The following is a 12,756-nucleotide window of genomic DNA, read 5'->3' as shown; positions in this document are numbered from 1 at the left end:
GCAAGATCGGGATTTGCCGGGGCTCAGCGGGCAAGGTCGCGGCAACAGCGGAAGCAGAGGAAAGAGCAGCCGTGCTAACTTGCTTTCCTGGTATTGACTGAGCATCAGACCGTCAGGCTTTTACGTAGCTTAGCTAATTCAGAAAAGCCCCCCAGCAGGTTGCGGGCGGGCTTTGCAAACCCGGGCTCGGTTCTGCTTGTTACTGATCGATTTTTCTCTCCCTACCGTCTCTTTGCTATGGCTAGCCTTCCCCTTACTGATCTGGCCACCATTCCGGTGTTTGCCGATTTGCCCCCCGAGACGATTGACTGGCTACTAGACCATGGCGAGCGGCGGGAGTACGCGACTAACGACGTGATTTTTAAGCCCGGCGACCCGGCTGAATACATGGTAGCCCTGCAGGAGGGCGAAGTACAGTTTTTTGCCGTTCGCAACGGTAATCGTGAGCCGCTATTCCGGGTTGGAGCGGGGCAGGTGACGGGGGTACTGCCTTATTCCAGGCTGCGCGTGGTGGGTGGCTATGCCATAGCTACCGCGCCCATTGTCGCATTTGCGCTGCACCGCGACTTATTCCCCGAGTTGGAGCGCGTCAGTCCGGAGCTGATCCAGCGCCTGGTAGCCCTGATGAGCGACCGGGCCCGCGACGAAGCGCGCGCGCAGGAGCGCGACGACAAGCTACGGGCACTGGGCAAGCTCTCCGCCGGTTTGGCCCACGAGCTGAACAACCCCGCCGCCGCTATTGCCCGCGCCGCGCAGGCCCTCCACGACCTCGCGGCCGCCAAGCCTGGGCAGCTGCTCGACTTGCTCCGGCATTGTCCTACCCCCGAAGCGCTGTCGGCTTTGACCAGGTTAGCCACCGACCCAACCCAATTTGCCAAGCCAATGTCGGCGCTGGAGTGCGCTGACTATGAGGACGATCTGGCCGATTGGCTTGAGGAGCAAGGCGTAGCCGACGGGTATCGCCTCGCGGCCGGGCTGCTGGAAGCGGGTGTAACAAAGGATATATTGGCTCCGGTAGCCGCCAACTTACCCAAAGCGGCGCTACCGGCCGCGTTTGCCTGGCTGGAAGGTCAGCTCACCACGCAGCGCCTGATCCGGGATGTGCAGGAGGCGGGCGGCCGTATCAGCACCTTAGTGGCCAGCGTGAAAACCTATTCCCACATGGACCGCGCCACCGACCGTGCTCCGATGGATGTACAAAGCGGCCTGGAAAGTACACTCACGATGCTGGGCCACCAGCTGCGCGACAAAAAAATTCAGCTGATCCGCGATTTTGCCCCCCAGCTTCCGGTGGTGCGAGGTCAGGTCAGTAGCCTAAACCAGGTGTGGACGAACCTGCTCGATAACGCCATCGACGCCGTGGCCAGCGGGGGCGAGATTACCGTGCGTACCCACTTGCAAAGCGGCTTTGTGCGCGTGGCCATCATCGACAACGGCTCGGGCATCGCGCCCGAGGTGCTCAATCATATTTTTGAGCCCTTCTTCACCACCAAAGAAGCGGGCGCCGGTTCCGGCCTGGGCCTCGACATCGCCCAACGTATCGTACGCAGCCACGACGGACGTTTGGAGGTTAACTCAGTGCCTGGCCGCACCGAGTTTAGCGTGTGGCTCCCGGCGCTTACGTAAGTATTGGGGGGCTTTTTTTAGGAGCGTGGTACTACGACTCCAAAGTAGTAGTACCACTATCGTCGCTGATGTTGTTCGCTGTGTTAGGTTGTTCAACGATAGTGGTACCACGACAGGAAAAGTTGTAGTACCACAGCCACCAGAGCCGCGATTAAGCTATGTTTAAATGATTCGTTTTCAAGCAAATGAATCATTAGTTCGTCCACTATACTAGCACTCATCAGGCATCCACACTCTTCTCAGCCTATTCACCGCTATGAAAAAACCAGTTCTCCTTGTTGTGGATGATGATCCGCAGGTGCTCAGCGCCATCGACCGGGATTTGCGAAGCGAGTTTCGCCGCGACTACCGGGTACTGCGGGCCAGCTCGGGTCCGGAGGCATTGGAAATCTTGAATGAGTTGGCCACTCGCGCCGAGCCGCTGGCGTTACTTCTTGCCGATCAGCGCATGCCCGAAATGGAAGGCGTGGAGCTGCTGGAGAAAGCGCGCGGCATTTTTCCGGATGCCAAGCGGGTGCTGCTCACGGCCTACGCCGATACCGAGGCGGCCATTCGGGCCATCAACAATGCTCACCTCGACTATTACCTGCTGAAGCCCTGGGACCCACCTCAGGAGCTGCTTTATCCTACGCTGCGCGATTTGCTGGCCGCCTGGCAAGCCCACTACAAGCCCCGCTTTCAGGGACTTAGGCTGATCGGGTTTCAATGGTCGCCGGTTTCGCATGAGCTAAAGGACTTTCTGGCGGGCTACATGGTGGCCTACCAGTGGCTGGATTTTGAAACGAATCCCGAAGCAAACACGCTGTTGCAAAGTACTGGCCTCACCCCTGCCGATTTGCCGGTGGTCGTGTTTGAGGATGGCTCTGCGCTGGCCCGACCCGAGCGGGCGGCAGTGGCGCTCAAAATTGGCTTATCGCAGAAAGCTTCGGCCGAGCTTTATGACGTAGTCGTAATCGGGGCCGGACCGGCGGGTATGGCATCGGCGGTGTACGGCGCTTCGGAAGGGTTAAAAACGCTGGTTATTGAGCGCGGGTCGCCGGGCGGACAGGCTGGCAGCAGCTCGCGCATTGAAAATTACCTCGGCTTCCCCACGGGCCTGAGCGGAGCCGAGCTGGCGCACCGGGCGTGGGCTCAGGCTGTGCGCCTGGGGGCCGAAATAGTAGCCCCCCAGGAAGTCACCAGCCTCTGCCTGCAGGACGAGTACAAGGTATTGACCCTAGCCGATGGCAGCGAGGTACGCACCCGCGCCCTGGTGCTGGCCACCGGCGTAAGCTACCGCACCCTGAACGTGCCCGGCGAGCATCACCTCAGCGGAGCCGGCGTGTACTACGGCGCGGCCCGCACCGAGGCCCGTTCCTGCGACCAGCAGGATGTTTACATTGTGGGGGGCGGCAACTCGGCCGGCCAGGCGGCCATGTATCTGGCCACGTATGCGCGCCGTGTGTTTATTCTAATTCGGGGCGAAAGTTTGGCGGCTTCTATGTCGGCGTACCTGATTGACCAGATTGGGCAAACCGAAAATATTGAGATTCTGCCCTTTGCGGAGGTGAAGGAAGTATGCGGCCAGGATCATCTGGAGGAAGTAGTTATTATAAATAAGGGGCAGGAAGAAGTGCGGCCGGCGCGCGCCATGTTCGTCTTTATCGGGGCCAAACCCAGCACCGAGTGGGTCCAGGACATTATCCTCTGCGACAAGCGCGGCTTTATGCTCACTGGGCGCGACCTGGTTGGTGACCCACGCTTCGCGGCTGCCTGGAAGCGCAACCGCGAGCCGTATCTGCTCGAAACCTGCGTGCCCGGCATCTTCGCCGCCGGCGATAATCGGGTGGGCGCCATGGCACGGGTGGCATCGGCCGTGGGCGAAGGCTCGATGGCTATTAAGTTTGTGCACGAATACCTGGATGAATAAGCAGGCAACAAAGGGCAATCCGTTGATTTGATGATTTTTACTTTATTGATACGCAGTTGTCAGCTGATGCTTCTGACGGCGGCTACACTACTGCTCACCAGCTGCGAGCTGTTTGAATTCAGCCCCAATGACGTGCGCGCTCCCGCCGCCGACCGCGACCTGACGGCCAAAAATCTGGCGCGCCTGCAAGCCCAGCCGAAGCCGACTGGCGGCGACACGCTGCGCTTTGTGTTTACGGGCGACTCTCAACGGTTTTATGATGAAGCGGGGCCGCTGGTGGAAAGTGTGAACCGGCAGCGCGGTATTTCGGCCCTGCTGGTGGCCGGCGACATCGCCGATTTTGGCCTGCGCCGCGAGATGCAGTGGGTGAACGACCGTTTGCGCCATCTAACCGTACCTTATCTCACCGTAATTGGCAACCACGACCAAGTAGCCAATGGCCGGCAAGCGTATCAGGAAATATTTGGCCCCCTGAACTACACCTTCACTTACGACCGCACCCGCTTCATCCTCATTGACACCAACAGCCGCGAATATGGCTTCAATGGGCGCGTGCCCGACATTGGCTGGCTCCAGCAGCAGCTCGCTGATACCGTGGGCGTACGCCGCCAAATCGTGCTGTGCCACGTGCCGCCCACCAACGAGGACTTCGACCCCGCGCTGGTGAAACCCTACACCGAAGCGCTGGCAAAAGCCCCCCGCCTGCTCTTCCACCTCAACGGCCACGCCCACAGTTTCAGCACCGGCGAGCCGTACGCGGATGGCGTTACCTACATCAACTCCTTTGCTTTCGAGAAGCGCCAATACGTGATTCTGACCGTGTGGGGCGCCGATCAGTTTAAGCTCGAAAAAGTTGCCTTTTAGCTATGCGTATTCTTCTACTTCTGGGGGGCTTTTTTGGGCTGGTTCTATCTGCATTGCCTGCGGCGGCCCAAGTCCCGGCTGATTCGGCAGCCACGACACTTTTGGCGCGGCGGTGGTACGTGCCACAACATGCTGTACTGCAAACGGCCGGCGGCATCGGCATGATGAGTGGCGGCGTAGGCTACAGCCTGTTTCGGAAGCGCCTCGACGTAGATGTACTGGCTGGCTACGTGCCCCGGCGCTACGCGGGCCGCGAAGCCCTGGGCATTTTCACCCTCAAAACCACGTACACGCCCTACACGATTACGCTCCGCAATACGGCGTGGCGGCTGCATCCGCTGTCTTTTGGCGGCTTAGTAAACTACACGCCCTCACGCACGCTCAACCGCTCCCGCGACGAGAAATACTACGATGGCTACTATTGGTGGTCGTCCACGGTGCGCTTCGGGGCTTTTGTGGGCGGGCGGGTCACGCGCGGACTGAAGCCTACCGCAACAGGCCGGCCGCGGGCGGTGTCACTGTATTATGAGCTGGGCACCAATGACTTGTACGTAGTGAGCTTAGCAACCAACTTATCGGGGCTGAAAGTGACGGATGTGCTGACGCTGGGCGTGGGGGGCAAATTCACGTTTTGAGCGCGTGTAGCGCGAACTTTTAGTTCGCGTATCGTTACGGTCTTTGTTAGAAAGCGCTTCAACTATCCTCGTTCCACGACCCGCGAACTAAAAGTTTGCGCTACAGCTCCAGGCCCGCCAGGTACGCCGCCCGCGCCTCACCCAGCAGCCGCACAATAGTGGCCCGCTGACGCAACAGCTTCTCCACCGCCGGGCGCTGCTGCCGAAACAGGCGTAGCACGCGCAGGCGTTGGCGGCGGGCTTGCAGATTATTCCAGTAATAAAGGGCATAAAACCCGGTAATCGGTAAGCTCAGGGCGTAGAGCGTAGTCAGGCGCCAGTCTTGCACAAAGTGCTGCACGAGAGCAATCTGGGCGACGTAGGCAAGGCTGAAGGTAACCATGCCCGTTACCATCAGAATAGGGGCCACAAACTCTACTTCCTTCGTCGCGCGGCGGGCTACCACCGACGGAATCCGGTAGGGCAGGTAGTTGTTCACTACGCCGTACACATACACGGGGAAGCCCAGCGCCAGCCGCAGCGCCGTTTTTGCCCCCCGGAGCCACCGCTCGCCTTTATGGCCCGACTCTAACGACTCGTCGGTCAGGCGCAGAGCTTGCAGCTCGCGCAGGTACTCATTCAGCTTTTCCCGCACTTCCTGTAGGCGGGCGGGGTCGTGTTTTTCGAAGTAGCTAATAGCCTCCGACAAGTTGCGGCTAAGCTCGAAGTTGTCATACAGCGTTTCTTCATCGTCGGGGGCGAGGTGTTCGCCAAAGGTGCGCTCCACTTGCTGCACCAGCTCGTCCTCGGCCGCGTCGCGGGTAATGACCAGGTTTTCTTCCAGCCGCCGCCGGATTTCCTCGGTCAGCTCATCGGCGGCCGCGATGGGGTCCTGGGCGTACAGGGCCGCATAGTCGGTTACCTGAATGGGCAGGGCCACGTTGAGCAGCACATCGGAGCGAAACCGGCTGGGGTCGAAATAATTAATGCCCACCGGCAAAATCTGCACCTCCCGCTTAAAGTCATGGCGCGCCGCCGCGCCTAGCGCTATGCGGGCGGCCCCGGTTTTGAGGGGGCGCAGGCGCCGCTCGGTTACGCTGGTGCCCTCGGGGAAAATCATGATGGTGCCACCCTGATCGAGGTAGTCGTAGCTGCGGCCGAACGTGGCTTCGTTGCGGCGGGCCAGCTCGGCGGGACTTACCGGGGCGGCAGTGTCGGTGCCCTCCGTATCCTGGCGGCGGTAGATAGGAATGGAGTTGGTTTGGGCCATCAGCCACTTCATAAATGGCCCCTTAAAAAAGGTGCTCTTCGCCAAAAAAGCCACTGAGTCGCGCCGATTGGCCGCTACTACCAGCGGGTCCATGAGCGTATTCGGGTGATTGGCGGCGATAAGTAGTGGCCCCGGAGTTTGTAGCCGTTTGCGGTGGCGCACTTCAATGCGGCGGAAGAAAACGCGCAGCCCCAGTTGAATCAGGGGCTTGAGTAAAGCGTACGATAGCATAAACGGGAACAGTAAAACGTTAGCGAAAGTCAGGATTATTTCTCAACCCGGTATCTTCGGCGGGGCTTCGCTGCCACATTCATTTTTCCCGCTCTATTCATGCGTTCCGTCTTCTCGTTTTTTCTCGCTTTCCTGCTGACTCTCACGGCCGCTTCGGCCCAGACCGACAAAGCTGAATCAGCTGCCTTAAAACAGGCCAATGACCTGGTAGCTCAGCGCAAATACAACTCAGCCTTTGCCCTGCTCCAGCAGTTTGACCGCCAAAATACCCGGCCGGCCGTGGTCCTGCGCAAACAGGAAATTGCTCTGTCGTATTATATTACTACCCGCGAGTATGAAACGTTTTCGATGAAGGATCTGGCCTTGGTTGAAACGCTGGAGCAAATGCGCGCCCAGCGCTCCTACGACTCGGCGTATCGCTTTCCCATCGAGACGGCCCTGCTCAACCTCAAGCGGCGCAACCCTACCAACTATAAGCTGGATAAGGCTCTGGGCGACTACTACTTCAGTGCCCAGCAGTGCGACTGCGCCGAGAAAGCCAAGGGTGAGGATAAGCTTTTTGCTCTGATGGTCCGGCATTATGAAGTGGCTCACCTGCGCGGCTACGGCGACTACCTCTCTTACTACGCCCTGGGCTATGCCCACGAGCGCCTCGGCAACTTTGCTCAGTCGGTAGCGCCTTTCCGGCGCTCTATCCAGCTAAAGAAGGATTTTCCCGACGCTCATTACCACTTTGCTTACTCCCTGCTCGAGCTTAAGCAGCTGGAAAAATCGCGGGACGAGGTGCGCATAGCTATGAATCTGTACCAGGATGAGCAGTTCAAATCCGATGCCGCCTACATGCTGGCCGATATTGAGGAGCAGATAAAGCGCAAGGCGGAAGGTAAACCGCTCAAGACTTCGGCCCGCTCGAAGCCCCTTATTGCTTCCGCTTCCGCCGACCCTGAGCCCATCGACCCAACGGAGCTGGCGACGGTAAAGCCTAAGCTGCTGGCCGCTCTCAAAGGCAACAACAAGCCTGAAATCGCGCGGCTCACCAATCAGCTTTACCAGCTGGCGCCCAAGGATGAAAACACCTACCGCGAACTGCTCGAGTTGTATGTAGCTAATAATCAGGCATCCGACCTGATTACCTTTCTCACGGAGCAAGCCGCGGTGCCCAATCAGGAGCCGCTGGCTCAGGGCTATCAGCGCTTATACCTGGGCCACTTGTACCTCGACCAGAAAAATGCCCTCCAGGCGCATAATCAGCTTGTGCTGGCGCGCCAGTTTTTGGTGCAGGCCCTCCCCGCCAACAATCCGGCTTTCGCCGTGATTGATCAATTGCTCGCATCAACTCCGCAGCAGTAGGCGGGGGGCAGATTGCCAGCATTGCCAGAGCGGTCCAGGAAATTAAAATCTATGGACTTCAAATCACTTTACAGATAATTTTTGGGACCAGGCCAAGAAGTATAGCCGAGATTGCATGTTCATATTCTGATTTTTAATTGGCTATAAATCAGAATACTACAGCCATAAAGACTGCGTAACGCAGTGATTGGCACGGTTTTGCAACACTACCTTGCAACGCTCAGCTATTCCGAAGTGCACGTAGCGAATAGCAGCGTTTCGTTTCTTCTTCTCTACTACTTCCTGGATATGAAAAATCTGCGTCTTTGCGGTCGCCTGGCCGCGCTTGCTCTTCTCCTTTCTACTGGCTTCGGGGCCCAAGCTCAGGTTCGGCAGCCTTACAATGCGCCGTTGGCGCCCCGTCCGAAGCAATATTCTACGACTACTACTCTTGCTTCTCCTAGCCAGGGAGTGCGCTTTGGCCTGAGGGCCGGCGTCAACGTCGCTGACTGGTCGGGTGATGCCGTGCAAAGCGTGCTGGACGTAGCTGAGCTAACCAACGGCGCCGTGACGCAAGAAATGCGGCCTGGCTTCCACGCTGGCTTATACGCCACCTTACCCCTGGGTACTCACTTCGCTATTGAGCCCGGCCTGATTTACTCCGAAAAAGGCACCCAACTCTCAGGGCGCGTTCCTTTTGAGCAGTTCGACTTTCTAAACACCCGCGTAACCGCCACCGCCCGTATGGCTTATATCGACGTGCCGGTATTGGCCAAGGCGTACCTGACTCGCGGCTTATACATCTACGCCGGTCCTCAAGCTTCTTATTTAGTCAGCAATAAAGTGCGGGTGGAAGCGGGCGCGTTAGGCTTCTCTGCCTTCAAACAGGACTTCGACGTGCGCAATCAATTCCGGGAGCTGGACTTCGGGGTGGTTGGCGGTTTAGGCTATCAGTTCGACAGCGGCCTGGGTTTGAGTGCCGGCTACGACTACGGCCTCTCGTCCTTGGACAAGAGCAACCGCTTCGACGCGCAGAACCGCGTGATTAAAGCGTCAGTAAACTTTTCTTTCTGACCTTTCTACCTGTTCTTTCAACAACCACAAAAAAGCCCCCCAAGCATCTTGGGGGGCTTTTTTGTGGTTAACGGAATTCGTCACCGCTAGGGTTTTAACTGTCGAGTTGGGTGAAGCTTCCTTAAACTTTACGAGGCCACTAACGGCGCTGGCTGGCGCTTAAACACATCCTGCAAGGCCTGTAGGGCGGCGTGATGCCCACACATACCATGCACGCCGCCACCGGGAGGCGTGGAGGACGAGCAGATATAAATGCCGTTTGTGGAAGTACGGTAGGGTGAAGCTCGCAGGGCTGGGCGGGTGAAGAGCTGGGTCACGTTCAGCAGGCCCCCGTTGATGTCGCCGCCTACCAAGTTACTGTTAAACGCCTCCAGCTCATTCGTATTAAACGTGTGCCGGGCCAGTATTCGGTCACGGAAGCCGGGGGCAAAGCGCTCTACCTGGTTTTCAATGGCCGTGGTCATGTCAACGCGGGAGCCGTTGGGCACGTGGCAATAGGCCCACGCGGTGTGCTTGCCGGCGGGCGCCCTGGTCGGGTCGAAAAGGCTTTGCTGGGCCAGGAGCACAAAGGGCCGCTCGGGGTGCTTACCTTCGCTGGTTTGCTGCTCGGAAGCCGTAATTTCCTCCAATGAGTTGCCCAGATGGACGGTACCGGCCTCGCGGCACTCCGGCGCGGTGAATGGTATTGACCCATCCAGGGCCCAATCGACTTTGAAAACGCCCATGCCGTAGCGGTAGCGCTCGAGCTGCCAGCGGTAGAGCGGCGAAAAAGTGTGTCCCGCGATTTGGAGTAGCTGCCGCGGCGTTACGTCGAAAAGTACGGCGTGGGTGGAGGGCAGTTGATTTAGGGAGCTAACAGGAGCATTTGTTTCAATTTTGCCCCCCAGCGACACGAAATAGAAAGCCAGCGCCCGCGCTATTGTCTGCGCCCCGCCCTGCGGGAGCGGCCACCCGCGCACGTGCCCCATGGCCATCAATACCAGCCCGATGGCCGAGGTAGTGACATTGGTAAGGGGCTGAATGGCATGCGCGGCCATGCCGGCCCACAAGCCTCGCGCTTCCAGCGTCTGAAACCGCTTGGCCAGCAGTGTGGCCGAGGTAACCGCGTCAATGCCGAAGCGAGCCATAGCCAGCGGGTGCTTGGGAATACGCAACGGGCCCAGAATAGCGGGTGCCAGCACCGGCCAGTCGCGCACAATGGGCTGTATTAGCTGACGGTACGCTTTTTCGTCGGGACCCAGTCGCCGCGCCGTATCGGCCAAAGAGTTGTCCAGGGTGGCCGCCCGCCCGGTATCAAAGGGGTGCGCGGCGGCTACCGGCGGGGTGAGGAACTGTAGGCCGTGCTCGGCGAGGGGCAAGGTTTTGAAAAACGGCGACTCCGCCGCCAGCGGGTGAATGGCCGAGCCGATGTCGTGCACGAAGCCGGGCAATGTCAGCTCCGCCGAGCGCAGCCCGCCGCCAATAGCTTCTTTAGCTTCCAGAATGAGCACCGACAGGCCGGCTTGTTGCAGCGTAATGGCCGCGGCCAACCCATTCGGCCCGGCGCCAACCACGACGGCATCGAAATCTCGCTTATCCACTAGAAATGGCGTTTATAAAGTAAGTATCGCTTAAACAAGGCCTCACCTGAAAGGTAACTAACCATTAACAATCCATTAGACGGTCATGCAGAACGCAGTGCAGCATCTCGCGTGCTGATGTGAGAGTAGTAATCCCAACGACTGCACGCGAGATGCTGCACTGCGTTCTGCATGACCGTCTTCTAGGAGATGGTCTTACGGTAAACTCCGTGATTTGCTAGTCTACTTCCAAGCGCTGTTGGTACATTGCTAACCATACTCCTTTCAAGCAAAAAGCCCCCCAGGCCTTACTTGACGTCGTCGTGGGGGTTCATCACGCGGTTTTGACGGTTGATTGATTCCAAGTGAATGGCGTCGAAGTACTTGAGGATGAAATCTTTGGTGAGGCCCAGTTTGGCGCCCTTCTTTACGCCACGATCTAGGATTTCATTCCAGCGGTTGGGTTGAAGGATGGTGATGTCGTTCTCCTTTTTGTAGGTACCGATTTTCTCGGCTACGGCCATGCGACTGCTAATGAGCTGCATAATCTCGTCGTCGATGTGGTTGATCTGGTCGCGCAGCGTGGCCAGCACCGTGAGAAATTCCTGCTTGTCGGTGGTTTCGTGGCGCCAGATGAGGCTATCGAGCAGGACCACCAAGTTGGTGGGCGTTACCTGCTGGGCGGCGTCGCTCCAGGCCTGGTCGGGGTCGCGATGCGACTCCAGCATCAGGCCATCGAAGTCGAGGTCGATGGCTTTCTGAGCCACGTCGGCGAGCAGGTCGCGGCGGCCGCAGATGTGGCTGGGGTCGCAGATGAGGGGTAGCTCGGGCATGCGGCGCTTCATTTCAATAGGAAGCTGCCAGAGCGGCGCATTGCGGTATTCCGTGTTGCCGTAGCTGGAAAAGCCGCGGTGAATCAGGCCAATTTGCTTCACGCCCGCTTTGGCCAGCCGCTCCACTGCCCCGGCCCACAGCTCCACATCGGGGTTGATCGGATTTTTGATGAACACCGGCACGTCAATACCGCGCAGCGCATCGGCCACGGCCTGCACCGAAAATGGGTTCACGGTCGTGCGGGCACCAATCCAGAGCACGTCCATTTCGAAGGCCAGGCTGTCTTCTACGTGTTTGGGCGTAGCCACTTCCACCATCACGGGCAAGCCGGTTTGCTCGCGGGCCTTTTGCAGCCAAGGCAAGCCTTTGGTACCGATGCCCTCGAAGCCGCCGGGCTTGGTGCGCGGCTTCCAGATGCCGGCGCGCAGCATATCTACGCGGCCGGTTTGGGCTAGTTGGTTGCAGGTGTCGAGGAGCTGTTCCTCGGTTTCGGCGCTGCACGGGCCGGAGATGAGCAGGGGCTTCTTGCGGGTAAGCTCGGCGGCCGACGTGGTGTTTGTTTGGGTATTTTCCATTATTTCAAGATTTTACGAATGAGATTGGCTTGCTCGATGAGCTGATGAAAAGCGGGGTAATCCTCCTGTTCCAGCACGTCTTTCATGTGCTGGAGCTGGCGCAAATGCTCACTGAGTACATCGAGCACGTTGAGGCGGTTTTGACGAAAAATAGGCACCCACATATCCGGCGAGCTTTTGGCCAGCCGCACCGTCGACTCGAAGCCGCCGCTGGCGAGGTCGAATATTTGCTGCTCCTCTTTTTCCTTATTTAAAACGGTGAGTGCCAGCGCAAAAGAGGTTATATGCGAAATGTGAGAGATGTAAGCCGTGTGCAAATCGTGGGCAGCGCCGCCCATATATACCAGCCGCATCCCGATTTGCTCAAAAATGCCCCCCACGCGACTTACGGCAGCCGGGTCGCTGTGCTCGGCGTCGCAGATGACCAGCGTTTTGCCCTCAAATAAGCCCGACACCGCCGCTTCCGGTCCCGAATACTCGGTACCGGCCATCGGGTGCACGGCCACAAAACGGGCGCGGCGCGGGTGCTGCTCGACGCAGCCTAGCAGCTTTTGCTTGGTTGAGCCGACGTCGATAACTATTTGATTTTCAGTTACTGAGTCCAGCACCTGGGGCAACAGCGTGAGCATGGCATCCATGGGCACGGCCAGCACAATCAGGTCGGCGCGGCTGATGCCCGATGCGAGGTCAGCTACCTCATCGACAAGGCTCAGAGCCAGGGCTTTCGTTTGGTTTTCGAAGCTTTGGTCTACGCCAATGATGTGGGTAGCCAGGCCAGCTTCCCTGAGGCTCAGGGCTAAGGAGCCGCCAATCAAACCAATACCTATAACGGTGACTATCATTTCTTTAGTTGAAAATGTAGAGACGCGAC

At 58.4% G+C, this 12,756-nt stretch carries 10 protein-coding genes; 6 read left to right on the top strand and 4 right to left on the bottom strand.

The annotated features are described in order from the left end of the window. Positions 1-237: 237 nt before the first annotated feature. From MKZ35_RS16855 to MKZ35_RS16840, 4 genes are all read left to right on the top strand, one after another. Positions 238-1,626, top strand: a complete 1,389-nt coding sequence (locus tag MKZ35_RS16855; protein ID WP_482514358.1) for a sensor histidine kinase — start codon at positions 238-240, stop codon at positions 1,624-1,626. 256 nt (positions 1,627-1,882) lie between these two features. Continuing rightward, complete coding sequence (locus MKZ35_RS16850; RefSeq protein WP_482514357.1) at positions 1,883-3,535, top strand: FAD-dependent oxidoreductase; 1,653 nt, start codon at positions 1,883-1,885, stop codon at positions 3,533-3,535. 66 nt (positions 3,536-3,601) lie between these two features. After that, on the top strand, positions 3,602-4,399 hold the full coding sequence (locus MKZ35_RS16845) for a metallophosphoesterase family protein (RefSeq protein ID WP_482514356.1): 798 nt from the start codon (positions 3,602-3,604) through the stop codon (positions 4,397-4,399). A gap of 2 nt (positions 4,400-4,401) precedes the next feature. Continuing rightward, the gene (locus MKZ35_RS16840; RefSeq protein WP_482514355.1) at positions 4,402-5,034 is read left to right on the top strand and encodes a hypothetical protein; all 633 of its coding nucleotides are present in this window, start codon (positions 4,402-4,404) and stop codon (positions 5,032-5,034) included. Positions 5,035-5,134: 100 nt separating this feature from the next. Here MKZ35_RS16840 and MKZ35_RS16835 read toward each other — a convergent pair whose 3' ends face one another. After that, positions 5,135-6,514, bottom strand: a complete 1,380-nt coding sequence (locus tag MKZ35_RS16835; protein ID WP_482514354.1) for a lysophospholipid acyltransferase family protein — start codon at positions 6,512-6,514, stop codon at positions 5,135-5,137. Between the two features lie 99 nt (positions 6,515-6,613). Between MKZ35_RS16835 and MKZ35_RS16830 the strand changes: the two genes are divergently transcribed. Both MKZ35_RS16830 and MKZ35_RS16825 read left to right on the top strand, forming a co-directional pair. Then, positions 6,614-7,864, top strand: a complete 1,251-nt coding sequence (locus MKZ35_RS16830; RefSeq protein ID WP_482514353.1) for a hypothetical protein — start codon at positions 6,614-6,616, stop codon at positions 7,862-7,864. Positions 7,865-8,152: 288 nt separating this feature from the next. Then, positions 8,153-8,917, top strand: a complete 765-nt coding sequence (locus tag MKZ35_RS16825; RefSeq protein WP_482514352.1) for a porin family protein — start codon at positions 8,153-8,155, stop codon at positions 8,915-8,917. 128 nt (positions 8,918-9,045) lie between these two features. On the opposite strand, the gene MKZ35_RS16820 is transcribed toward MKZ35_RS16825, so the two are convergent. From MKZ35_RS16820 to MKZ35_RS16810, 3 genes are all read right to left on the bottom strand, one after another. After that, positions 9,046-10,497, bottom strand: coding sequence for a phytoene desaturase family protein (locus MKZ35_RS16820; RefSeq protein ID WP_482514351.1), 1,452 nt, complete (start codon positions 10,495-10,497; stop codon positions 9,046-9,048). 287 nt (positions 10,498-10,784) lie between these two features. Beyond that, positions 10,785-11,885: a chorismate mutase gene (locus MKZ35_RS16815; RefSeq protein ID WP_482514350.1), complete on the bottom strand. Its 1,101-nt coding sequence runs from the start codon at positions 11,883-11,885 to the stop codon at positions 10,785-10,787. Next, positions 11,885-12,727, bottom strand: a complete 843-nt coding sequence (locus tag MKZ35_RS16810) for a prephenate dehydrogenase (RefSeq protein WP_482514349.1) — start codon at positions 12,725-12,727, stop codon at positions 11,885-11,887. The genes MKZ35_RS16815 and MKZ35_RS16810 overlap by 1 nt, the downstream gene beginning before the upstream one ends. Positions 12,728-12,756: the final 29 nt, after the last annotated feature.

It is taken from the genome of Hymenobacter sp. R533113, from assembly GCF_056835965.1.
The sequence above is the reverse complement of the archived record's forward strand: the minus strand, read 5'-3'. Positions and strand labels throughout refer to the sequence as shown.

What these genes read in the sequence shown, in the direction of transcription:
- MKZ35_RS16840 (WP_482514355.1), top strand. Translation starts at nt 4,402, where the DNA reads ATGCGTATTCTTCTACTTCTGGGGGGCTTTTTTGGGCTGGTTCTATCT.
- MKZ35_RS16845 (WP_482514356.1), top strand. Translation starts at nt 3,602, where the DNA reads ATGCTTCTGACGGCGGCTACACTACTGCTCACCAGCTGCGAGCTGTTT.
- MKZ35_RS16825 (WP_482514352.1), top strand. Translation starts at nt 8,153, where the DNA reads ATGAAAAATCTGCGTCTTTGCGGTCGCCTGGCCGCGCTTGCTCTTCTC.
- MKZ35_RS16855 (WP_482514358.1), top strand. Translation starts at nt 238, where the DNA reads ATGGCTAGCCTTCCCCTTACTGATCTGGCCACCATTCCGGTGTTTGCC.
- MKZ35_RS16835 (WP_482514354.1), bottom strand. Translation starts at nt 6,514, where the DNA reads ATGCTATCGTACGCTTTACTCAAGCCCCTGATTCAACTGGGGCTGCGC.
- MKZ35_RS16850 (WP_482514357.1), top strand. Translation starts at nt 1,883, where the DNA reads ATGAAAAAACCAGTTCTCCTTGTTGTGGATGATGATCCGCAGGTGCTC.
- MKZ35_RS16815 (WP_482514350.1), bottom strand. Translation starts at nt 11,885, where the DNA reads ATGGAAAATACCCAAACAAACACCACGTCGGCCGCCGAGCTTACCCGC.
- MKZ35_RS16830 (WP_482514353.1), top strand. Translation starts at nt 6,614, where the DNA reads ATGCGTTCCGTCTTCTCGTTTTTTCTCGCTTTCCTGCTGACTCTCACG.
- MKZ35_RS16810 (WP_482514349.1), bottom strand. Translation starts at nt 12,727, where the DNA reads ATGATAGTCACCGTTATAGGTATTGGTTTGATTGGCGGCTCCTTAGCC.